The 22,862-nt window shown below is 68.6% G+C and carries 19 protein-coding genes and 4 tRNA genes; 10 read left to right on the top strand and 13 right to left on the bottom strand.

The window, feature by feature from the left end; all coding sequences use genetic code 11:
- Positions 1-4 precede the first annotated feature (4 nt).
- Complete coding sequence (locus FGD71_RS16910; protein ID WP_119101276.1) at positions 5-904, top strand: phosphoribosylaminoimidazolesuccinocarboxamide synthase; 900 nt, start codon at positions 5-7, stop codon at positions 902-904.
- Positions 905-967: 63 nt separating this feature from the next.
- Here FGD71_RS16910 and FGD71_RS16905 read toward each other — a convergent pair.
- The 8 genes from FGD71_RS16905 to FGD71_RS16870 all read right to left on the bottom strand — a co-directional run bounded on the left by FGD71_RS16905 (position 968) and on the right by FGD71_RS16870 (position 5,706).
- Positions 968-1,040: transfer RNA gene (locus FGD71_RS16905), tRNA-Gly, on the bottom strand.
- A gap of 23 nt (positions 1,041-1,063) precedes the next feature.
- Positions 1,064-1,684 carry a response regulator transcription factor gene (locus FGD71_RS16900; protein WP_119101275.1) on the bottom strand — a complete coding sequence of 207 codons (621 nt, stop codon included), beginning with the start codon at positions 1,682-1,684 and terminating at the stop codon, positions 1,064-1,066.
- Positions 1,681-2,994 (bottom strand): sensor histidine kinase, encoded by a 1,314-nt coding sequence (locus FGD71_RS16895; RefSeq protein ID WP_119101274.1) that lies wholly within the window; start codon positions 2,992-2,994, stop codon positions 1,681-1,683. The genes FGD71_RS16900 and FGD71_RS16895 overlap by 4 nt, the downstream gene beginning before the upstream one ends.
- Positions 2,995-3,020: 26 nt before the next feature.
- Complete coding sequence (locus FGD71_RS16890; RefSeq protein ID WP_119101273.1) at positions 3,021-3,839, bottom strand: ABC transporter permease; 819 nt, start codon at positions 3,837-3,839, stop codon at positions 3,021-3,023.
- Positions 3,836-4,813: an ABC transporter ATP-binding protein gene (locus FGD71_RS16885; RefSeq protein WP_119101272.1), complete on the bottom strand. Its 978-nt coding sequence runs from the start codon at positions 4,811-4,813 to the stop codon at positions 3,836-3,838. The genes FGD71_RS16890 and FGD71_RS16885 overlap by 4 nt, the downstream gene beginning before the upstream one ends.
- A gap of 215 nt (positions 4,814-5,028) precedes the next feature.
- Positions 5,029-5,104 (bottom strand) — tRNA-Gly (locus FGD71_RS16880).
- Between the two features lie 79 nt (positions 5,105-5,183).
- Positions 5,184-5,255 (bottom strand) — tRNA-Gly (locus tag FGD71_RS16875).
- Positions 5,256-5,388: 133 nt separating this feature from the next.
- The gene (locus FGD71_RS16870; RefSeq protein WP_119101271.1) at positions 5,389-5,706 is read right to left on the bottom strand and encodes a histone-like nucleoid-structuring protein Lsr2; all 318 of its coding nucleotides are present in this window, start codon (positions 5,704-5,706) and stop codon (positions 5,389-5,391) included.
- Between the two features lie 347 nt (positions 5,707-6,053).
- Here FGD71_RS16870 and purS point away from each other — a divergent pair, with 347 nt between their 5' ends.
- The 7 genes from purS to purM all read left to right on the top strand — a co-directional run bounded on the left by purS (position 6,054) and on the right by purM (position 13,939).
- On the top strand, positions 6,054-6,320 hold the full coding sequence (gene purS, locus FGD71_RS16865) for a phosphoribosylformylglycinamidine synthase subunit PurS (protein ID WP_033321423.1): 267 nt from the start codon (positions 6,054-6,056) through the stop codon (positions 6,318-6,320).
- Positions 6,317-6,997: a phosphoribosylformylglycinamidine synthase subunit PurQ gene (gene purQ, locus FGD71_RS16860; RefSeq protein WP_119101270.1), complete on the top strand. Its 681-nt coding sequence runs from the start codon at positions 6,317-6,319 to the stop codon at positions 6,995-6,997. The genes purS and purQ overlap by 4 nt, the downstream gene beginning before the upstream one ends.
- Positions 6,994-9,252, top strand: coding sequence for a phosphoribosylformylglycinamidine synthase subunit PurL (gene purL / locus FGD71_RS16855; RefSeq protein WP_119101269.1), 2,259 nt, complete (start codon positions 6,994-6,996; stop codon positions 9,250-9,252). The genes purQ and purL overlap by 4 nt, the downstream gene beginning before the upstream one ends.
- Before the next feature lie 273 nt (positions 9,253-9,525).
- Positions 9,526-10,323, top strand: coding sequence for a maleylpyruvate isomerase family mycothiol-dependent enzyme (locus tag FGD71_RS16850; RefSeq protein WP_119101268.1), 798 nt, complete (start codon positions 9,526-9,528; stop codon positions 10,321-10,323).
- A gap of 60 nt (positions 10,324-10,383) precedes the next feature.
- On the top strand, positions 10,384-11,208 hold the full coding sequence (locus FGD71_RS16845) for an META domain-containing protein (protein ID WP_119101267.1): 825 nt from the start codon (positions 10,384-10,386) through the stop codon (positions 11,206-11,208).
- 72 nt (positions 11,209-11,280) lie between these two features.
- Positions 11,281-12,807 carry an amidophosphoribosyltransferase gene (purF, locus tag FGD71_RS16840; protein ID WP_119101266.1) on the top strand — a complete coding sequence of 509 codons (1,527 nt, stop codon included), beginning with the start codon at positions 11,281-11,283 and terminating at the stop codon, positions 12,805-12,807.
- Between the two features lie 64 nt (positions 12,808-12,871).
- Positions 12,872-13,939 carry a phosphoribosylformylglycinamidine cyclo-ligase gene (gene purM, locus FGD71_RS16835; RefSeq protein ID WP_119101265.1) on the top strand — a complete coding sequence of 356 codons (1,068 nt, stop codon included), beginning with the start codon at positions 12,872-12,874 and terminating at the stop codon, positions 13,937-13,939.
- Positions 13,940-14,068: 129 nt separating this feature from the next.
- Here the strand turns inward: purM and FGD71_RS16830 are convergent, their stop codons facing one another.
- Entirely contained in the window at positions 14,069-14,326 is a 258-nt protein-coding gene (locus FGD71_RS16830; protein ID WP_119101264.1) for a DUF3073 domain-containing protein, read from the bottom strand.
- Positions 14,327-14,613: 287 nt separating this feature from the next.
- The gene (locus FGD71_RS16825; RefSeq protein WP_119101263.1) at positions 14,614-15,699 is read right to left on the bottom strand and encodes a Leu/Phe/Val dehydrogenase; all 1,086 of its coding nucleotides are present in this window, start codon (positions 15,697-15,699) and stop codon (positions 14,614-14,616) included.
- A 232-nt stretch (positions 15,700-15,931) separates the two neighbouring features.
- Here FGD71_RS16825 and FGD71_RS16820 point away from each other — a divergent pair, with 232 nt between their 5' ends.
- On the top strand, positions 15,932-16,774 hold the full coding sequence (locus tag FGD71_RS16820) for a DUF8083 family protein (RefSeq protein ID WP_119101262.1): 843 nt from the start codon (positions 15,932-15,934) through the stop codon (positions 16,772-16,774).
- A gap of 468 nt (positions 16,775-17,242) precedes the next feature.
- Positions 17,243-17,449, top strand: coding sequence for a developmental transcriptional regulator BldC (gene bldC / locus FGD71_RS16815; RefSeq protein ID WP_119101261.1), 207 nt, complete (start codon positions 17,243-17,245; stop codon positions 17,447-17,449).
- A 575-nt stretch (positions 17,450-18,024) separates the two neighbouring features.
- Here the strand turns inward: bldC and FGD71_RS16810 are convergent.
- The 3 genes from FGD71_RS16810 to hrpA all read right to left on the bottom strand — a co-directional run bounded on the left by FGD71_RS16810 (position 18,025) and on the right by hrpA (position 22,686).
- Entirely contained in the window at positions 18,025-18,216 is a 192-nt protein-coding gene (locus FGD71_RS16810; protein WP_119101260.1) for a DUF6274 family protein, read from the bottom strand.
- Between the two features lie 335 nt (positions 18,217-18,551).
- A tRNA-Asp gene (locus FGD71_RS16805) sits at positions 18,552-18,626 on the bottom strand.
- Positions 18,627-18,720: 94 nt separating this feature from the next.
- A complete protein-coding gene (gene hrpA, locus FGD71_RS16800) occupies positions 18,721-22,686 on the bottom strand; it encodes an ATP-dependent RNA helicase HrpA (RefSeq protein ID WP_119101259.1) in 3,966 nt (1,321 codons plus the stop codon).
- Positions 22,687-22,862 lie beyond the last annotated feature (176 nt).

Here is a 22,862-nt window from a genome sequence, read left to right as displayed (position 1 = left end):
AACCGTGTCCGGATTCGTCGACAAGCCCGAGCCGATCGAGGTCCCGGGCCTGGTGCATCTGCACACCGGCAAGGTGCGCGACCTGTACCAGAACGAGGCGGGCGACCTCGTGATGGTGGCCAGCGACCGCATCTCCGCGTACGACTGGGTGCTCCCCACGGAGATCCCCGACAAGGGCCGCGTCCTCACTCAGCTCTCGCTCTGGTGGTTCGAGCAGCTCGCCGACGTCGTCCCGAACCACGTCCTGAGCACCGACCTCCCCGAGGGCGCCCCCGCCGACTGGCAGGGCCGCGCCCTGGTCTGCAAGTCCCTGCGGATGCTCCCGGTCGAGTGCGTCGCCCGTGGCTATCTCACCGGCTCCGGCCTCGCCGAGTACAACGAGACGCGCACCGTCTGCGGCCTGGCCCTCCCCGAAGGCCTGACCGACGGCTCGGAACTGCCCGCGCCGATCTTCACTCCCGCCACGAAGGCCGCGGTCGGCGAGCACGACGAGAACGTCCCGTACGAGGAGGTCGCGCGCCAGGTCGGCGCGGAGACCGCGGCGCAGCTGCGCCAGGCGACGCTCGCCGTGTACGGCCGGGGCCGCGACATCGCACGCGACCGCGGGATCATCCTCGCGGACACGAAGTTCGAGTTCGGCTTCGACGGCGAGACGCTCGTCATCGGCGACGAGGTGCTGACTCCGGACTCCTCCCGCTTCTGGCCCGCCGACCAGTGGGAGCCGGGGCGCCCGCAGCCGTCGTACGACAAGCAGTTCGTGCGCGACTGGCTGACCTCCCCCGACTCCGGCTGGGACCGCAGGAGCGAGCAGCCCCCGCCGGCCCTGCCCGAGCACGTCGTGTCGGCGACCCGCGCCAGGTACGTCGAGGCGTACGAGCGCCTGACCGGCACGAGCTGGTCGTAGACACCAGCACTGGGTGTAGACACAAGGAAGCCCCCGGCGAACACCGGGGGCTTCCTTCTTCTGAGCGGACGACGAGGTTCGAACTCGCGACCTCAACCTTGGCAAGGTTGCGCTCTACCAACTGAGCTACGTCCGCATTGCGCCGTGGCGCGACAGCCACTATACCCAACCTCGCTCCCGCGCGAGCCGCACCGCCGAGTGACGGTTCTCGGCCCCCAGTTTGGACACGGCCGAGGAGAGATAGTTGCGCACGGTGCCCTGCGACAGCGCGGCCCGGTCGGCGATCTCCGCGACGGGCGCCCCGTCGGCCGCCAGCTCCAGCACCTCGGCCTCGCGCGCGGTCAGCGGCGACTCCCCGGCGGAGATCGCGTCGGCGGCCAACTCGGGGTCGACGTAACGGTTTCCGGCATGGACCGTGCGGATGATCTCCGCGAGCCGCTGCGCGCTGACGGTCTTCGGGACGAACCCGCGCACACCTGCCTCAAGGGCCCGCTTCAGATGCCCGGGCCGCCCGTGGCTCGTCACGATCAGCACCCGGCAGCCGGGCAGCTCGGTCCGTAGCGATGTGGCCACCCTCACACCGTCCGCTCCCGGCATCTGAAGATCCAGCACGGCTACGTCGGGCTCGTGGGCCCGTGCCATCGCGAGCGCCTCCGGGCCGGTCGCCGCCTCGGCCACCACGAGCAGATCGTCCTCCAGCGCGAGCAGCGCGGCCAGCGCCCCCCTGATGAGGTGCTCGTCATCGGCGAGCAGGAGCCGGACGCGCGGTACGGGGGTCATGAGGCGGCCCTCTCACCGACCGGGCGAGGGACCGTGGACGAAGACGAAGACGAGGACGATGAGGCCGAGGCCGCGGACGACGACGACTGGGACGCCGACGAGGATGCGGACGGCAGGGAGACCTTCGCCACCACCCGGAACATCCCACCCTCGGAGGGCCCTGCCTCCAGCGTCCCGTCCACCGCCGACAGTCGCTCCCGCAGCCCCGCCAGGCCGGACCCGGTCCGGGATCCGGTAGGCGAGTTCGGCGGTGCCCCGTCGTTCTCCACGGTGAGCACGACCTGGCCGTCGGCCGCCCGCAGCGACACGGCACAGCGCTCGGCGTCCCCGTGCCGAAGGACGTTCGTGGTCGCCTCCCGTACGGCCCAGCCGAGCGCCGACTGGACCGCCGTGGGCAGGACCGCCACAGAACCGGTGACCGTGCAGTCGATCCCCGCCGCCGTCAACACACCCTGCGCACCCGCGAGTTCGGCGGCGAGGTCGGCCTCGCGATAGCCCCGCACGACCTCCCGCACCTCCTTCTGCGACTCCTGCGCTATGCGCTGCACCTCGATCATCTGCTCCAGGGCCTCCGGCCGTTCACGCCGCGCGAGTTGCACGGCGAGCTCGCTCTTCAGAGCGATCACCGCGAGATTGCGGCCCATCACGTCGTGCAGATCGCGTCCGAAGCGGAGCCGCTCCTCCGCGACGGCGAGCCGGGCCCGGGTCTCGCGGGCCTCGTCGAGTTCGTAGACGGCGTCGAGCAGCCAGACGGAGAACGCGGAGGCGAAGCTGAAGAACCCGGCGGCGAGCAGCACGCCGCCGAAGGTGACGGCTGCCGCGAGGGCGGGCGCGCCCACCAGCAGAGCGACGGTCCCGGAGCCCAGAGCGACGCCGAGGACTCCGTAGGCGATGCGCCGGTGCTCGCGCACCGCGAGCGCGAGCGTGCCGGTCCCTATGGCCAGGACGCCGACGAACACCGCCCCCGCTGCCTGGGCCTCCTCGCCTTTCGGACCGCGTATCGAAAGAACGATGCTCAGGACGGCGAGCGCGGCGGTGACCGCCGCGAACACCCACAGCAGCCGTTTCGGCCGCGCCCGGGTGTCGCGTGTCCAGTCCAGAGTCCGTGACCCCGTCACCCCGCCGAGTGCCGCGTGCCCGACGACCAGCAGGAACAGGACCCAGGACAGGGGCGAGGGCAGCTGCCTCAGGGCCGGTATCCCGAAGCTGCCGATCTCGACGAGCGGATAGATGAGGAACGACGAGCGCGTATACGTCTCGACCTTCGCCGGCGTGCTCTTCCCCCGCCACCAACTCCCGGGCCTGCGCATGCCCCCACCCCCATGTACGTACGCGGTTACCTTCGCGGTTCCCACCGGAACCACCGTCGCACAGCGAACACGGCGATCACGGTCCAGGCCACCGCCGTCGCGACGGCGCCGAGTGCGTCGTATGCCGGGAGGTCGCCGGTCCAGCCGCCGCGTATCAGGGTGATCACCGGGGTGAGCGGCAGCAGTTCGCAGAAGGAGGCGATCCGGTCGGGCATCACTTCGAGCGGAACGAAGGTACCCGAGCCGATCATGGAGACCATCGTCAGCGGCAGGGCCGCGACCTGCGCGCCCTCCACGCTCCTGCTGAAGCTCGCGGTGACGGCGGCCAGTGCCGGCCACATCGCGAGCCCCAACAGCAGCCCGAGGAGGGCGAGATGAGGCGCCTGGGGCGCCCCGACGTCCAGGAGCACGGCGGTGGCGATCGTCAGGACCAGGCACTGCGCCAGCCCGATCCCGACCGCCGGGAGGGCCGCGCCCGCGAGGATCTCCCCGTCCCGCAGCTCCCCGGTGCGCAGCCGCTTGAGCACGAGCTCCTCGCGGCGGCCCGCGTACACGCTCACCAGCGAGCTGTAGACCGCGAAGATCAACGAGAAGCCGATGGAGGACGGCAGCAGCACCGCGCCGACCGACAAGCCGGCCTCCTTCAACTCCATCTCGTCCACGGTCGACCGGAGACTGAGCGGCAGCATGAGCGGCACGAACAGCGCCGCGAACAGCGTGGCCTTGCTGCGCCCCAGCAGCGTCAGCTCGGCCCGTGCGAGGGAACCCATCCGCCCCGCCCGTGTGACCAGGGCGGTCCCCGCCATGGTCCCGGTGGCGGCCTTCGCCGCGGTCCCCGTGCTCATGCCACGCGCTCCTTCTCCGTCTGCTGGTCCTTCTCCGTCTGCCTGCCCGTCTCCGACGCTTCGCGGGCGATGCGCAAGAACGCCTCTTCCAGCGACCCCGACCGCACATCGAGCCCTCGCAGCTCGATCCCGGCCCGCTCGGCCCAGACGAGCAGCCGGGTGGCGGTCCGTTGCAGTTCGTTCGTACGCAGCCGGACCGTCCGCCCCTCGGCCTCGTGTCCGGTGACGCCGAGTTCGGCGAGGGGCGGCAGGTCTCCGAGGAAGTAGCCGTCGGGCAGCTCGAAGGAGATCCGGGACGGCTGGGAGGCGGTCACTTCGGCCGGCGTCCCGGAGGCCGCGATACGCCCCTCGTGCAGGATCGCCAGCCGGTCGGCGAGCCCCTCCGCCTCCTCCAGGTAGTGCGTGGTCAGCAGCACCGTCGTGCCCGCCTCGCGCAGCTCGCGCACCAACTCCCAGGTCTCCTGGCGTCCTTCGGCGTCGAGGCCGGTCGTCGGCTCGTCGAGGAAGAGGACCTCGGGCCGCCCGAGGAGCGCGAGCGCCAGGTCCAGGCGCCGCTTCTCGCCGCCGGACAACTGCTTCACCCGTACATCGGACCGCCGGGCCAGCCCGACCATCTCCAGGGCCTCCGCCGCCGGCCTCGCCCCGCTGGTGCAGCCCGCCCACATCCGTACGGTCTCCGCGACGGTCAGCTCCGCCGAGAAGCCGCCTTCCTGGAGCATGACGCCGATGCGCGGGCGCACCGCGTCGCGTTCCGTGTACGGGTCGTGGCCGAGGATCCGCACCTGCCCGCCGGCCGGTGGCGCGAGGCCCTCGAGCAGTTCGACGGTGGAGGTCTTGCCCGCGCCGTTCGTACCGAGCAGCGCGAACAGCTCACCTCGGCCGACGGTGAACGTCACCCCCCGGACCGCCTCGAACTCTCCCCCGTACACGCGTCGTAGATCGGTGACCTCAATCACGTGCTCGTTCGTGTTCATGAGACCAGCCTCCCCGCTGCCGCCGGGCGGGAGCAGTGCGCACTGTCATCACTGCACATGACAAATGTCAGACGCTCTGGATCAGAGCTCTGGAGCAGCACTCCGAAGAGGCCGCAAGAGGCCGCGACGCCGCAAGAGGGAGCAAGAGGGAAGTACGCCCGGCACACGAAAAAGACCCCGGTCATGATGACCGAGGCCTTTCCACTGGATCTCTTTGGAGCGGACGACGAGGTTCGAACTCGCGACCTCAACCTTGGCAAGGTTGCGCTCTACCAACTGAGCTACGTCCGCATTGCCTCCGACCGGCTCTCACCGATCGGCGCGAGCACCATCTTACCTGATCCACAGGGATGCCCGGTAAGAGATGCAGAGCGGGTGACAGGAATTGCACACTGCGTCTTCCCCCTGGAAGGGGGATGTTCTGCTACTGAACTACACCCGCATGGCTCGTGAGGTGGGCCTTTCGGCCTCGCCCCTCGGCGTGCTCCAGACTCTAGCTGATCAGCAGGGGTGCAGCGCAAGTCGGTTGCCCCCAGGGCCCGCTGACGGACCCTGGGCATCAGCCGCGCCGAGTCTCACTGTGCTGCGGTGAACGCCTCGTAGACCTTCTTCGGGATGCGCCCGCGAGCGGGCACCTCCATCTTGTTCGACTGCGCCCAGGCGCGGACCGCCGCCGGGTCCGGGGCCACCGACGTCTGCTTGTAGGTCTTGCCGGACCGCGAGCGCTTGCGCCCGGCCTCCACGTACGGCGCGAGTGCCTTACGCAGTTTCTTGGCATTGGCTTGATTGAGGTCGATCTCGTACGACTTGCCGTCCAGACCGAAGGCGATCGTTTCCGCCGCTTCCGAGCCGTCGATGTCGTCGAAGAGAGTGACTACGACACGCTGCGCCACGAATATCGGTCCCTTCGTGCGGCACCTCTGTGGCAACGTCCGGTGACGTGCCGAGATACCGACTGTTTGGCTGCTTTATAGAGCGATTGGGCAAAGTATCGGCTATTGCCAATTCATTTGTACAGTGCTTGGCAATGCAATGTGGGCCCGACTTAATCTCTCCGCGTGTCCCGCCGCAATAGGGTTCCAGGTGTCGATCCGGATCTTTCCCAGGATTTTCTGTGAAGGTAGCCCGTCGATGCGGAATCGTGATGGCCGTCACGTAGATTCCTACGAATCTACTCGCGTAGAAATTCGGTGCGGGTAGTCTGAAGGAACCTGCTCAGCACCACACACCGGGAGTGCCAGTGGCACGCGTCGTAGTCGACGTCATGCTCAAGCCGGAGATCCTCGACCCCCAGGGCCAGGCGGTGCAGCGTGCACTGCCGCGCCTCGGTTTCCAGGGCATCTCCGACGTACGTCAAGGAAAGCGCTTCGAGCTCGAGGTGGACGGGCCGGTCGACGACACCGCGCTCGCCCGCATCCACGAACTGGCGGAATCCTTCCTCGCCAACACCGTGATCGAGGACTTCACCGTCAAGGTGGAGGAAGTGAAGGCGGAGGCAGGAAAGTGACCGCTCGTATTGGCGTCGTCACCTTTCCGGGCAGCCTCGACGACCGCGACACGCAGCGTGCGATCCGCCTCGCGGGTGCCGAGCCCGTCGCTCTCTGGCACAAGGACAAGGACCTCAAGCAGGTCGACGCCGTGGTGCTGTGCGGCGGTTTCTCCTACGGCGACTATCTGCGCGCCGGTGCCATCGCGCGCTTCTCGCCGGTGATGGAAACCGTGATTGAGCAGGCGAAGTCGGGAATGCCGGTGCTCGGCATCTGCAACGGCTTCCAGATCCTCACCGAGGCACATCTGCTGCCCGGCGGGATGCTCGGCAACGACCATCTGCACTTCATCTGCCGTGACCAGAAGCTGCGGGTGGAGAACGCGGACACCGCCTGGACCACCAACTACGCCGGCGGCCAGGAGATCCACATCCCGCTGAAGAACATGGACGGGCGGTACGTCGCCGACGAGCGCACGCTCGACATGCTGGAGGCGGAGGGCCGGGTCGCCTTCCGCTACCTGGACTTCAACCCCAACGGCTCGCTGCGCGACATCGCCGGCATCACGAACGAGGCAGGCAACATCGTCGGCCTCATGCCGCACCCGGAGCACGCCGTCGAGCCCCTCATCGGGACCGGCCGCACCGATGGCCTCCCCTTCTTCACCTCGATCCTCAAGAAGCTGGTCAACGCATGAGCCGCACTCCCCTGGACACGGTCGAGCACGCGGCCGGGACCCCGGACGTAGAGCTGCCCTGGGCCGAACTCGGCCTGAAGAAGGACGAGTACGAGCGGGTCGTGGAGATCCTCGGCCGCCGCCCGACGGGCGCCGAGCTCGCCATGTACTCGGTCATGTGGTCCGAGCACTGCTCGTACAAGTCCTCGAAGGTCCACCTCCGCCAGTTCGGCGAGAAGGCCCCGCAGAGCGATGCCCTCCTCGTCGGCATCGGCGAGAACGCCGGCGTCGTGGACGTCGGCCAGGGCTACGCGGTCACCTTCAAGGTCGAGTCGCACAACCACCCGTCGTACGTGGAGCCCTACCAGGGCGCGGCCACCGGCGTCGGCGGCATCGTGCGCGACATCATCGCGATGGGCGCGCGGCCGGTGGCGGTCGTCGACCCGCTGCGGTTCGGCGCGGCCGACCACCCCGACACCAAGCGCGTCCTGCCCGGTGTCGTCGCCGGTATCGGCGGCTACGGCAACTGCCTGGGCCTGCCCAACATCGGCGGCGAGGTCGTCTTCGACGCCTGCTACCAGGGAAACCCGCTGGTCAACGCCGGTGCCATCGGCGTCATGAAGCACGAGGACATCCACCTCGCCAAGGCGTCCGGCGCGGGCAACAAGGTCATCCTGTACGGGGCCCGGACCGGCGGTGACGGCATCGGCGGCGCGTCGATCCTCGCCTCCGAGACCTTCGACGACGCCAAGCCGTCGAAGCGCCCGGCCGTCCAGGTGGGCGACCCATTCCAGGAGAAGCTCCTCATCGAGTGCACCCTGGAGGCCTTCCAGGAGAAGCTGGTCGTCGGCATCCAGGACCTGGGCGCGGCGGGCCTGTCCTGCGCCACGTCCGAGCTGGCCTCCAACGGCTCCGGCGGCATGCGCGTGACCCTGGACGACGTCCCCCTGCGGGACTCGACCCTCTCGCCCGAGGAAATCCTCATGAGCGAGTCGCAGGAGCGCATGTGCGCGGTCGTGGAGCCGGAGAAGGTCGACCGGTTCCTCGAGATCTGCGACAAGTGGGACGTCATCGCCACCGTCATCGGTGAGGTGACCGACGGCGACCGCCTGGAGATCTTCTGGCACGGCGGCAAGATCGTCGACGTCGACCCGCGCACGGTCGCGCACGACGGCCCCGTCTACGAGCGCCCGTACGCCCGTCCGTCCTGGCAGGACGAACTGCAGGCGGACGACGCGAACAAGCTCCCGCGCCCGGGCACCGGGGACGAGCTGAAGGACCAGGTCCTCAAGCTCGTCTCGTCCCCCAACCAGGCCTCCAAGTCCTGGATCACCTCCCAGTACGACCACTTCGTGCAGGGCAACACGGTGCTGGCGCAGCCCGAGGACTCGGGCATGATCCGCATCGACGAGTCGAGCGGCCTCGGCGTCGCCATCGCGACGGACGGCAACGGCCGGTACGCGAAGCTCGACCCGTACGCGGGCGCCCAGCTCGCCCTCGCCGAGGCGTACCGGAACGTGGCGACGACCGGCGCCAAGCCGCTCGCCGTCTCCGACTGCCTGAACTTCGGCTCGCCCGAGGACCCGGCGGTGATGTGGCAGTTCGCGGAGGCCATCCGCGGCCTGGCCGATGCCTGCCAGCAGCTGGGCACCCCGGTGACCGGCGGCAACGTGTCGCTCTACAACCAGACGGGCGAGGCGGCGATCCACCCGACCCCGGTCGTGGCCGTGCTCGGCGTGATCGACGACGTGGCCCGCCGTACGCCGGTGGCCTTCCAGGAGGAGGGCCAGCTGCTCTACCTCCTCGGCGACACGCGTGAGGAGTTCGGTGGTTCGGCCTGGTCGCAGGTGATCCACGACCACCTCGGCGGTCTGCCGCCCCAGGTGGACCTGGAGCGCGAGCGCCTGCTGGCCGAGATCCTCATCTCCGCCTCCCGCGACGGCATGATCGACTCCGCGCACGACCTGTCCGACGGCGGCCTCGTCCAGGCCGTGGTCGAGTCGGCCCTGCTCGGCGGAAAGGGCGCCCGCCTGGTCGTCCCGGAGGGCCTGGACGCCTTCACGTTCCTCTTCTCGGAGTCGGCGGGCCGCGCGCTCGTGGCCGTCCCCCGCTCCGAGGAGCTCCGCTTCAACGACATGTGCGGCGCGCGGGGCCTGCCCGTCACCCGCGTCGGTGTGGTGGACGGCGACACCGTGGAGGTCCAGGGCGAGTTCACGCTCTCCCTGGACACGCTGCGCGAGGCGCACGAGAGGACGATCCCGGCGCTGCTGGCCTGAGATCCCTTACCTCGCTGAAGGCCTCGCCCGACTCCGGGCGAGGCCTTCAGCATGCGTGCGGTGGGCGGCGCCGAGGTCCGGCGCCGCGGCCGTCGATTCAAGGCGCATACGTCACCGATGTCACCGAACGCCGGGGCTGCACGCAACCGGCCGAGCCCCGACCGCGGCAAGCCACCGGCCCTCTCGGACCCCGACCCCTCACCAGCCGCCAAAACCGCGTCGACGTTCGATTTCCCGAGGACTCCGTCCTTCGCCCCGGCTAGGCTCCGCAGCATGCCCCCGGCCAAAAAACGCATGCGTACCTATGACCCGGCGAAGATCCGCGCGGCGGTGCTCGCCCAGTTCGGGAACGTACGGGAAGGCGTGCGCACGCTGGCCCCCGAGCAGCTCGCACGCCCCACGCGGCTGGGGGACTGGACCGTACGGGAGCTGGCCGCGCATGTGACCATGGCCGTCGAGACGGTCAGCCGGAACCTCGAACGCGAAGCTCCGCCGAAGGCGGAGCTCGCGCTGCTCGACTGGCCGGGCGCGACAGCCGAGCGGGCCGGTGACATCGACAAGGGCACGCGGGAACTCGCCGAGCGCAACCCCGACCTCGACGCGCTGTACGCCCGCACCGAGCGGCGCATCACCGAGCACCTGGCCACGGCACCCGGCGAGCGGCTGCTCGCCACCCGCACGGGAACCATGACCCTCGCCGACTACCTCGTCACGCGCACGGTCGAACTCGTCGTCCACACCGACGACCTGAACAGCGCGACGCCCGGCCTCGACATCCCGTACGACCGCCAGGCCCTCGCCGCCTGCACCCGCCTGCTCGCCGACGCGCTCGCCGCGAAGGCGCCCGGCGCCTCCACGGAGGTCCGCATCCCGCCGTTCGCGGTCGTGCAGTGCATCGAGGGCCCCCGCCACACCCGGGGCACCCCGCCGAACGTCGTCGAGACCGACCCGCTGACCTGGATCCGGCTCGCGACCGGGCGTACACAGTGGGCTGCCGCCGTGGCCGACGCCAAGGTCAGCGCCGGCGGCGAGCGGGCCGACCTGGGCGGGCTGCTTCCCCTGATGGGCTGAGAAGTCCGGGCAGGAGGATGACCGGGGAACCAACCACCCCACCCGCCCCGTCCAAGCGGCATGCACACGCAGCGTCTAACTCTCAGCATCCTGGCGGTCACCGGACTGCTTGCCACCGCGGCCTGCGGAACGGAGCGCGCCGGCGACGGGTCCGGGTCAGGGGCCGACTCCGTCGGTGCCCGCCCGCAGTCCGAGATCACCGGCAAGCACTGGAATGTGCAAAGCGTGACGGTCGACGGCACCCGACATGACGCCCCGGCCGGCGCCCACATCGAGTTCGGCAAGGACGGCAAGGTCGGCGGCAACTACGGCTGCAACCACTTCGGGGCGAGTACCGAGGTCGAGGGCGACACGATCACGGTCGGCTCCGACCTCCACAAGACCGAGATGGCCTGCGGCGACAAGCCGATGGAGTTCGAGTCCAAGCTGTCCGGTGTGCTCTCCGACAGCACCATCAAGGCCGAGGTCAACGACGGCAAGCTGACGCTCACCACCCAGGACGGAAGCACCGTGCGGCTCGTCGAGGAGGAACCGGCCGATCTCCAAGGCACGAAGTGGAACGTCACGAGCCGCCTGAAGGGCGATTCGGCGAGCCCGCTGGCCTCCGAGGCCAAGGGCAAGGTCCACCTCACCTTCGACGGCAAGGGCACCGTCCGCGGACAGCTCGGCTGCAACAGGGTGTCGGCGGAGGCGACGGTCAGCGACGGACGCATCACTCTCGGGTCCCCGTCCACCACCCGCATGATGTGCTCCGCCTCACTCATGGACATCGAAAGGGAGCTGCTCAAGCTCTTCGACGGGACGGTCAGCTATGAGTTGAAGCACCGCTCCCTCACGCTGACCAGCGAAAACGGCACAGGCGTCGAAGCCGTCGCCACCAAGTGATCCACGGGGGCGACGCATCCGCAGCCGTTCCCCACTTCGGACCAGCGGCCGATCTCGCCTACACTCGGTGGCGTGCCACGTGGTGACGGACGACTCAACCACGACCTGTTCCCCGGTGAGAAGGGCCCCCAAGACGCCTGCGGCGTCTTCGGTGTCTGGGCCCCGGGGGAAGAGGTCGCGAAGCTCACTTACTTCGGGCTCTACGCCCTCCAGCATCGGGGTCAGGAATCCGCGGGAATCGCGGTCAGCAACGGCTCCCAGATCCTCGTCTTCAAGGACATGGGCCTCGTGTCCCAGGTCTTCGACGAGACCTCCCTCGGTTCCCTCCAGGGTCATATCGCGGTCGGTCACGCCCGCTACTCGACCACGGGTGCCTCCGTCTGGGAGAACGCCCAGCCCACCTTCCGTGCGACGGCGCACGGAACCATCGCCCTCGGCCACAACGGCAACCTGGTCAACACGGCACAGCTCGCCGAGATGGTCGCCGATCTGCCGCAGCAGAACGGCCGGTCCACGCAGGTCGCCGCGACCAACGACACCGACCTGATCACGGCGCTGCTGGCCGGCCAGGTCGACGAGTTCGACAAGCCGCTGACCATCGAGGAGGCCGCCGGCCTGATCCTCCCGCAGGTCAAGGGCGCCTTCAGCCTCACCTTCATGGACGAGCACACGCTGTACGCGGCCCGTGATCCGCAGGGCATCCGCCCGCTGGTCCTCGGCCGCCTGGAGCGCGGCTGGGTGGTCGCCTCCGAGTCCGCGGCGCTCGACATCTGCGGTGCCAGCTTCGTCCGCGAGATCGAGCCGGGCGAGTTCGTCGCCATCGACGAGAACGGTCTGCGCTCGTCGCGATTCGCGGAAGCGAAGCCCAAGGGCTGTGTCTTCGAGTACGTGTATCTGGCCCGCCCGGACACCGACATCGCCGGTCGGAACGTCTACCTCTCGCGCGTCGAGATGGGCCGCCGCCTCGCCAAGGAAGCACCCGTCGACGCCGATCTCGTCATAGCGACACCGGAGTCCGGTACGCCTGCCGCGATCGGTTACGCGGAGGCCTCCGGCATTCCGTTCGGCGCCGGCCTGGTGAAGAACGCGTACGTCGGCCGGACCTTCATCCAGCCTTCACAGACCATCCGCCAGCTCGGCATCCGTCTGAAACTGAATCCCCTCAAGGAAGTCATCAAGGGCAAGCGCCTGATCGTCGTGGACGACTCGATCGTGCGCGGCAACACCCAGCGGGCACTCGTGCGGATGCTGCGCGAGGCGGGCGCGGCCGAGGTCCACATCCGGATCTCCTCGCCCCCCGTGAAGTGGCCCTGCTTCTTCGGCATCGACTTCGCCACCCGCGCCGAGCTGATCGCCAACGGCATGACGGTCGAGGAGATCGGCAAGTCCCTGGGTGCCGACTCCCTCTCGTACATCTCCATCGACGGCATGATCGAGGCGACCACCATCGCCAAGCCGAACCTCTGCCGTGCCTGCTTCGACGGCGAGTACCCGATGGATCTCCCCGACCCCGAGCTCCTCGGCAAGCAGCTCCTGGAGACCGAGCTGGCCGCGGGCCCTGCGGCGACCGCCGCGGCGGACGCGATCCGCCGCCCGTGAGCAACGCGACCGCAGCACATCCAGCTGGCACCCCCAGCTGTTCGACACGAAAGCTCTCACAGTCATGACTGAGACCTCAGGTGCCAGCTACGCGGCTGCCGGCGTCGACATCGAAGCGGGCGACCGCGCCGTGGAGCTCATGAAGGAGTGGGTGAAGAAGGCGCAGCGCCCCGAGGTCCTCGGCGGCCTCGGCGGCTTCGCGGGCCTCTTCGACGCCTCCGCCCTCAAGCGCTACGAGCGCCCGCTGCTGGCCTCCGCGACGGACGGCGTCGGCACGAAGGTCGACCTCGCCCGGCAGCTCGGCGTGTACGACACCATCGGCCACGACCTGGTCGCGATGGTGATGGACGACATCGTGGTGTGCGGCGCCGAGCCGCTCTTCATGACCGACTACATCTGTGTCGGCAAGGTCCACCCCGAGCGGGTGGCCGCCATCGTGAAGGGCATCGCCGAGGGCTGTGTGCTGGCGGGCTGCGCCCTCGTGGGCGGCGAGACGGCCGAGCATCCCGGGCTCCTCGGCCCGGACGACTTCGACGTCGCCGGCGCGGGCACGGGCGTGGTCGAGGCGGACCGGCTCCTTGGCGCGGATCGTATCCGTAAGGGTGACGCGGTGATCGCCATGGCGGCCTCCGGCCTTCACTCGAACGGGTACTCGCTCGTCCGGCACGTCCTCTTCGACCGTGCGCGGCTGAGCCTCGACCAGCACGTCGAGGAGTTCGGCCGCACCCTCGGCGAGGAGCTCCTGGAGCCCACCAAGATCTACTCGCTGGACTGCCTGGCGCTGACCCGCACGACCGAGGTGCACGCCTTCTCGCACGTCACGGGAGGCGGCCTCGCGGCCAACCTCGCCCGGGTGATCCCCGACGGCCTGCACGCGACCGTCGACCGGGCCACATGGACGCCGGCCCCGGTCTTCGACCTCGTCGGCACGACCGGCCGGGTCGAGCGACTGGAGCTGGAGAAGACCCTCAACATGGGCGTCGGGATGATCGCGATCGCCCCTCAGGACTCCGTGGATGTGGCACTCGCCACACTCGCCGACCGTGGCGTGGACGCCTGGGTCGCGGGCGAGGTCACGGACCGCGGGGAGCACGAGACGGGCGCCGCGCTCACCGGGGACTACGCCGGCTAGAGCCGGACGGCTGGACAGCGTATCCCGGGCTCCCGCCCGGGATACCCGGAAAGAGCCCGGCGAGAACAGCGCAAAACCCGGTCCGGCGCGGTTAACCGCTCCGGACCGGGTGAAGCGCAGCTAAGACAGTCAAGCGCCGCGACGCTGCTGTTGCGACGACGGACTGGACTCGTCGTCCTCGTCCTCATCGTCGTCGTTGTACAGATCCGCGTACTGGGCGTACGGGTCGTCGTCTTCGTCGTCCTCGAACGGCTCGCCATTCGGCGGCTGGTTCGAAGTCGAAGCGCCCAGCTCGTTGGCCAGACGCGACAGGTCAGTCCCGCCGCTGTTGTACTTCAGCTGGCGGGCGACCTTCGTCTGCTTGGCCTTGGCCCGGCCGCGCCCCATGGCTCGACCCCCTCGGTGACGGGGCTCGACGGCCCCAGAGTCTTGACACGCGTTCATGATCTAGAACGGGCTCTCCTCGGAGAGACCGGTCCGTAGGGCTTCCACGGTACCTGAGCCCGCGCCCATACGGTACGTCGCCCGCAGGACGCGCCTTCGCCCAGGACCTGCGAGGAGCCCCGTCCCCGCTGGTCAACCGCGATTTTAACCTCTTCTCGGCGTACGACCCGCCGACGAACGTGAGAGTTGTCTCCAACACCCGCCGACGGGTACCTCGCGGACGGTGGACCCTAGCGCCGACGGGCCTCCGCCATGCGCTGCTCGGCGATCCGGTCGGCCGCGGCGGCCGGCGGAATCCCGTCCTCCTTCGCACGTGCGAATATGGCCAACGTGGTGTCGTAGATCTTCGCCGCCTTCGCCTTGCACCGCTCGAAGTCGAACCCGTGGAGCTCGTCGGCGACCTGGATGACGCCGCCGGCGTTCACGACGTAGTCCGGCGCGTAGAGGATCCCGCGATCGGCGAGGTCCTTCTCGACCCCCGGGTGCGCGAGCTGGTTGTTGGCGGCGCCGCACACGATCTTCGCGGTGAGCGCCGGTACGGAGTCGTCGTTCAGCGCCCCGCCCAGCGCGCAGGGGGCGTAGATGTCCAGACCCTCGACACGGATCAGGGCCTCGGTGTCCGCGACGGCCGTGACGCCCGAAGCGTGCTTGGCCTGAATACGCCGTACCGAGTCCTCCCGCACATCCGTGATCACGACCTCGGCACCGTCGTCCCTCAGATGGTCCACGAGGTGGCGCCCGACCTTGCCCACTCCCGCGACACCGACCCGGCGGCCGCGCAGCGACGGGTCGCCCCACAGATGATGGGCGGAGGCCCGCATCCCCTGGAAGACGCCGAACGCGGTCAGCACGGAGGAGTCGCCGGCGCCCCCCTTCTCGGGCGAGCGGCCGGTGGTCCAGCGGCATTCGCGGGCGACCACGTCCATGTCGGCCACGTAGGTACCCACGTCGCAGGCCGTGACGTACCGCCCGCCGAGCGAGGCCACGAACCGGCCGTACGCCAGCAGCAGCTCCTCGGTCTTGATCCGCTCGGGATCGCCGATGATCACGGCCTTGCCGCCGCCGTGGTCGAGCCCGGCCATGGCGTTCTTGTACGACATCCCGCGCGAGAGGTTCAGCGCGTCGGCGACAGCCTCTGCCTCGGTCGCGTACGGATAGAAGCGCGTGCCGCCGAGGGCGGGGCCCAGGGCGGTCGAGTGGATGGCGATGACGGCCTTGAGGCCACTGGCTCGGTCCTGACACAGGACGACTTGCTCATGGCCCCCCTGTTCCGAGTGGAACAGGGTGTGCAGGACGCCGTCGGTTACGTCGGTCACGGTGGTGACTCCCGGGTAAGTAGCGGCGGTTGGGGAGCGGACCCCGTAAGGGTGGCGGGTTCCGTGGCATGAGATTAGAGCCTCCGACTGCCCGCCATCCGCGCAGTGGTCAGGATCATCCTCTCTCGGAGTACGGTCACGGTGTGCCATCGGACGATTTGCAGCGGTTTCCCGCGCGCTGGCGCGCGGTTTTCGTGGGTTTTCCATCAGAACGGAGGGGGAGGGAGCAAGCGTGCCCAAGGTGTCCTCGGTGATCGTCCCGTACGCGTCCTATCTGCGTGTCTACGAACCGCTGGCCGCCTTCCCGGAGCCGGAGCGGAGCCACTGGGCCCGTTACGCGCGCCGCCCCCGCCACCCCTCGTACCAGGACGAGCTGCGCCGCTCCCTGGCCGACCTGCTGCCCACGCCGCCGATCCCCGTGCCCGTGCACGAAAGCAGCGAGGCGTTCGTCACGGAGGTGGACGGCGTGCTGTGCGTCTGCCCCTGGCGCACCCGGCTGCGCGGCTGGCAGGCGCTGGGCGAGCTGCCCGAGGACCTGCCGGCACCGGTCCTGGACGCGGTGCTGCCCCCGGTCGTCCGCCGCCAGGCAGCCCAGGACTACGAGCGGTGGCTGAGCCGTAACCCCGACGCCCGGCCCTGGATCCGCACATCGACCTGGCAGGTGCCGCTGAACTGGTTCGTGCTCGTCTCCGACGAGGAGCGCGAATACGCCAAGGGGTCGGGCGAGGAGGCGCCCGTACTGCGCTACCGGACGCCCATGGTGCAGGCGCGACGCCGGGTGGCGCGGGCCCTGAAGGCGCTCAAGGACTCCATCGAGGAGGGGCCCCTCATCGACGGCCTGGTGGACGTCGGACGGTGGCTGGAAGAGTTCCATCCGCGCTCCCTGGTGGAGCTGGACTACGGCGGCCTGGTGCACGTCCTGCCGGAGGAGCAGCTCGACGGTGATCACTCGGCGGCCGACGTGGCCGAGGGGATCGAGGCGCTGCGCACCGGCGACGGGGCCGGGGCCGGGGAGGCGTACGGCCGGCTCGTGGAGCGGTGGCGGTCGGTACGGGACCGCCGGTCGGCGAACTGACGCGTGGGACCCAGGCGTTCTGGCGGGACGTAAGTCCCGATCCTGGACTTTGTGGGTAAGCGTGACGGACGGCACTAACGAGGACCTTGCACCTAACGCCCCCCCTCATGTCAAAATAGGACAAGGAGTCCGGGGGATACTCCTTCTGCCTACTTATGGGTGGAATCTCAGCATTGCACGCTATGGGGGGTCTGGTGACTCCTGATCGCCCTGTGACTGATCGTCACAGTGGCGTAACTGTCCGCTATGGCATGGTCCATCGGCTTCCGTCGCTGATGAACACCTGGGAGGGCAATTCCATCGGTTTGGCCGACGCGGCTGGACAGATGGTGTAGTTGTAGTGCCGAGGACAAGCCGTTCGTCCTATAACCGACTCGACTCGCGTCCGCCATTTCGGGCAACGCGGGTCAAGGTGCAGAATTTAGAGGAAAGAACCGAGAAGGTTCGGTTCTCCCGAGGAGGCCGCTCATGACCGCTCGCACCCCTGATGCCGAAGCGCTGCTGACCCCGGCTGAGGTCGCCACGATGTTCCGCGTTGACCCGAAGACGGTCACGCGGTGGGCGAAGGCCGGCAAGCTGACATCGATTCGCACGCTCGGCGGGCACCGCCGTTACCGCGAGGCTGAGGTCCGCGCTCTGCTCGCGGGCATCCCGCAGCAGCGCAGCGAGGCCTGAACAACTGCATAAACAGGGCATTTCGGCAGGTTCCCCCAACGTGCCGGACTGCCCGAACCAAAGCTCCAAGCGACGCGGGTTCTGCCCCAACAGAGCCCACGCCCGAGCCAGTACCGCAAGCAACAAGGGTGCGTCGTCGATCGCGCTGGACTCCGCCGGGTCCAGCGCGATCTTTTTTGTGTGCCGGTCATGGGTGGATCGTGAACGGTCGTGGGCCTCGGCGGGCCGTCTGGCCGTCGTGGGTGAACCCTGGTCGATCTTGAGTTCAGGGGCGTGTCTGTGCGCGGCCTTGTCGGAGTCTGGGCGGGCCTGTCGCGTCTCCTGTGGGTCGCCTCGGAGACATGGTGCAATTGCACATATTAAATTGACCTGTTGTAGGTGAGGTGTAAGTACCGCGAGTTTGAAAACTTATGCGGTGACACCCGTCACATGCTGGAGTGCTTGTTGCCCGCGACGCACCTGCGCTAGTGGAGATCGTGTGCATCTCGGGCCAAGCGAGCGGCACTTGACGCTCCGCGCGTCCGGCGCGCCCCGCGTCGCCCTCGCCGCCCCTCACGCCGCCTGTACGCCGCTCTTCACGCCGTGGACGGGCTTTCGTCCTCGGCGGCGCACTCCTGGCCCTCCAGGCCGTCCGCAGCGTGCTCCATGGCCAGCCTCAGCAGCCGATGGCAGATCGGGCAGTGCCGCGTCAGATGGCGATACCCGGAGGCGGCCGACAGGTGGGTCCTGAGTAAGGCCCGTGTCTCATGCCTGGCGGACACCGTCATACGACACCTCCAGCGGCTACGAGTCCCCTGCGGGCCCCTGCTGTCTAGGTACCGGGGGAAAGTGACGCCGTCAAGACACCAGGGGCGCATGCGAAGCTGGCGCGGCCTGACGGGTGGGGTGGAGCTGGGCGTCGTCCTCCCGGCGTATGCGAGGGGCCCGCGCTTTCGTCGGGTGCGGGTCTGGCGTCACGGGGTGCGGTCCTGACGGGATTTGCTGGATCCGATTGCGGCTTCGCCGCGGGCGCGGCCCCGGAGGGGTGGAGCTGGTCGTCGCCCTCCCGGGGCATGTGAAAGGCCCGCACCCTCGTCGGGTGCGGGCCTTTCACAAAGTGATGCGGTCCTGACGGGATTTGAACCCGCGGCCTCCACCTTGACAGGGTGGCGAGCACTCCAAACTGCTCCACAGGACCTGGTTTCGCAGTGCGATTGGTGCGTTGCGCTGCGAGAAGAGACTCTACAGGAGGGTGAGCCCCGGGGTCGAACTCACCCAACGTGCAGGAGTCGTTACGGGACAGCCGCGTCGATCGCCTTCACGATCCGCTTGTCGGAGACCGGGTACGCCGTGCCCAGCGCATGGGCGAAATAGCTGACCCGCAGTTCCTCGATCATCCAGCGGATGTCCAGCACCTGCTGCGGGACGGGCCGCCCCGGCGGCATCTGCTCCAGCAGCCAGGCGTACTCGTCCCGCATCTCCTGGACCTTCTCCATCCGGGTCGTGTCCCGTTGGACGTTCGTCGGCATCTGCTGGAGCCGGCGGTCCGCGGCCACCAGATAGCGCATCAGGTCCGGCAGGCGGCGCAGACCCGCCTCCGTGACGAAGCCGGGCTTCACGAGGGCGTCCAGCTGCGCTCGTACGTCCGCGAGGTTCGCCAGCAGCGCCGGGCTCCGCACGCCCTTCAGGCGACGCTCGCACGCCTGCCAGGCCGCCAGCACCTGCTGCACCTGGCCGACCGTACGGACCGTCGTGTCCACGATCTCCGCGCGCACCTTGTCGTACAGCTTCCGGTACGACTCCTCGTCCCAGGCCGGCCCGCCGAAGTCCGCGATCAGCTTGTCGGCGGCAGCCATCGCGCAGTCGCCGAACAACGCCTGGATGGAGCCGTGCGGGTTCGCCGACAGCGCCAGCTTCTGCGGGTTCGTCAGGCGATCGCTCGCGAATTTGGCCGGGTTCACCGGGATGTTGCGCAGAATCAGCCGGCGCGTGCCCTTCCACATCGCCTGCTGCTGCTCGGCCTCGGTGTCGAAGAGGCGTACGGACACAGTGTCGCCGTCGTCCACGAGCGCCGGATAGGCCTTCACCGGCTGACCCGCCCGCCGCGTCTCGAAGACACGCGTCAGCGAGCCGATCGACCAGTCCGCGAGGCCCGCACGCTCCAGGGACTCACCGCCCTGCCGCTCCGCCGTCGCCGCGGCGGCCTGCGAGATGGCCTGGCGCGCCTTCGGCTTCAGCCGGAGCCTCAGCTCCTCCAGGTCCTTGTCCTCCGCCAGCTTCCGCCGCCGCTCGTCGACGATCCGGAAAGTGATCTTCAAATGGTCGGGGACCTTCGACCAGTCGAAGTCGTCGGCCGTCAGCGGCACACCGACCATGCGCTTGAGCTCGCGCGCCATGGCCACCGTCAACGGCTCCTGCTGTTCCATGGGCAGCCCGGAGCCCGACGGCGCCGCCCGCTCCATGAACGCCTGCGCATAGTTCGGCGCGGGCACGTAATGGCGCCGGATCGGCTTCGGGAGCGACCGGATCAGCTCCGTGACGACATCCTCCCGGAGCCCCGGGATCTGCCAGTCGAAGCCCTCGTCCGAGACCTGGTTGAGCACCTGAAGCGGCACATGAACGGTCACACCGTCCGCGTCCGCACCTGGCTCGAACTGATAGGTCACACGGAACTTGAGCCGCCCCTGACGCCACGAGTCCGGATAGTCGTCCTTGGTGACGGCACCCGCCTTCTCATTGATGAGCATCGACCGCTCGAAGTCGAGCAGCTCGGGCTCCTCGCGCCGCTTGTGCTTCCACCAGGAGTCGAAATGGGCGCCAGACACGACATGTTCCGGCACCCGCTGGTCGTAGAAGTCGAACAGCGTCTCGTCGTCCACGAGGATGTCGCGGCGCCGCGCCCGGTGCTCCAACTCCTCTACCTCGGTGAGGAGTCTGCGGTTGTCGGCGAAGAACTTGTGGTGCGTACGCCAGTCGCCCTCGACGAGGGCGTTGCGAATGAAAAGCTCGCGGGACGTCTCCGGGTCGATCCGCCCATAGTTGACCTTGCGCTGGGCGATGATCGGTACCCCGTACAGCGTGACCTTCTCGTACGCCATCACCGCGGCCTGGTCCTTCTCCCAGTGCGGTTCGCTGTACGTGCGCTTGAGCAGATGCCCGGCCAGAGGCTCGACCCACTCGGGCTCGATCTTCGCGTTGACGCGCGCCCAGAGGCGGGACGTCTCGACGAGCTCGGCGGACATCACGAAGCGCGGGGGCTTCTTGAAGAGGGCGGAGCCCGGGAAGATCGCGAACTTCGCGTTCCGGGCGCCCAGATACTCGTTCCTCGCACCCTCCTTCACGTCCTTCATGCCGACATGGGACAGAAGGCCGGCCAGGAGGGAGACATGGACCTGCTGGTCGGCGGCGTCGTCCTCGTTCAGATGGATACCCATCTGCTTGGCCACGGTGCGCAACTGCGAGTAGATGTCCTGCCACTCGCGGATCCGCAGATAGTTCAGATACTCCTGCTTGCACATACGGCGGAAGGAGGACGAACCCCGCTCCTTCTGCTGCTCGCGGATGTACCGCCACAGGTTGAGAAACGCGAGGAAATCGCTCGTCTCGTCCTTGAAGCGGGCGTGCTGCTGGTCCGCCTGTGTCTGCTTGTCGGCCGGACGTTCACGCGGGTCCTGGATGGAGAGCGCGGCCGCGATCACCATGACCTCGCGTACGCAGCCGTTCTTGTCGGCCTCCAGGACCATACGGGCCAGCCGCGGGTCGACCGGCAACTGGGCCAGCCGGCGACCCGTCTGCGTCAGCCGCTTCCGCGCGTCCTTCTGCGCCGGGTCCAGCGCGCCCAGTTCCTGCAGAAGCTGGACGCCGTCACGGATGTTGCGATGGTCCGGCGGATCGATGAACGGGAACTTCTCGATGTCCCCGAGCCCGGCGGCGGTCATCTGAAGGATGACGGAGGCCAGGTTCGTACGGAGAATCTCGGCGTCGGTGAACTCGGGCCGGGCGTCGAAGTCGTCTTCGCTGTAGAGACGGATGCAGATGCCGTCGCTGGTCCGCCCGCAGCGGCCCTTGCGCTGGTTGGCGCTGGCCTGGGAGATCGCCTCGATGGGGAGGCGCTGAACCTTCGTACGGTGGCTGTATCTGGAGATGCGGGCCGTGCCCGGATCGATGACGTACTTGATGCCCGGGACGGTCAGGGACGTCTCGGCGACATTCGTGGCCAGCACGATCCTGCGACCCGTATGGGGCTGGAAGACGCGATGCTGCTCGGCGTGCGACAGGCGGGCGTACAGGGGGAGGACTTCGGTGAAGCGGTAGTTCTTCTTCGTCAGCGCGTCCGCGGTGTCCCGGATCTCCCGCTCCCCGGAAAGGAAGACCAGGATGTCGCCCTTGCCTTCCCTCTGGAGCTCCTCCACGGCGTCCGTGATCGCGGTGATCTGGTCGCGGTCGGCGTCGTCACCGTCCTCTTCGAGCAGCGGTCGATAACGGACCTCGACGGGATACGTACGGCCGCTCACCTCCACGATCGGAGCGTCGCCGAAGTGGCGGGAGAACCGCTCCGGATCGATGGTCGCCGAGGTGATGACGACCTTCAGATCCGGCCGCCTGGGAAGCAGCTGAGCGAGATAGCCGAGCAGGAAGTCGATGTTCAGGGACCGCTCGTGGGCCTCGTCGATGATGATCGTGTCGTACGCGCGCAGTTCGCGGTCCGTCTGGATCTCGGCGAGCAGAATGCCGTCGGTCATGAGCTTCACATACGTGTCCGCGCCCACCTGGTCGGTGAACCGGACCTTCCAGCCGACGGCCTCGCCGAGCGGCGTGCTCATCTCCTCGGCGACACGCTCGGCGACCGTACGAGCGGCGATGCGCCGGGGCTGGGTGTGCCCGATCATGCCCCGGACCCCACGCCCCAGCTCAAGACAGATCTTGGGAATCTGCGTCGTCTTCCCGGACCCGGTCTCACCCGCGACGATCACGACCTGGTGATCACGGATGGCGTCCGCGATCACGTCCTTCTTCTGGCTGACGGGCAGTTGCTCGGGATACGTGACAGCCGGCACGCGTGCGCGCCGCTCGGCCATCCGCACCTCGGCCTTCTCCACCTCGGCCGTGATCTCGGCCAGCACGGCGTCCCGGGCCTCGGGCTTACGGATCCGGCGCGCACCCTCAAGCCTGCGACCAAGCCGCTGCGCATCGCGCAAGGACAACTCGGACAGGCGGGAGGCAAGAGGGCCGAAGGCGGGGGCAGGATGCGTAGACATACGGAGTCCAGGATCGCACCTCGGCAAAAGTGCTGGCGAATGGATTTGCCCCACCACACCCCACCCGCGCACCTTCATGACGCACCACGCCCGCCCGAACGACAGAACAAAACTGGCCACCAGTACGAATCGTCACTCGAAACAGTGGTCGACCACCGATTTCCGGATCGAATCCA

This window comes from Streptomyces sporangiiformans (assembly GCF_005768555.2).
Taxonomy (GTDB): Bacteria; Actinomycetota; Actinomycetes; order Streptomycetales; family Streptomycetaceae; genus Streptomyces; species Streptomyces sporangiiformans.
Note: the sequence above shows the minus strand (reverse complement) of the source record. Positions and strands in the feature narration are given on the sequence as shown.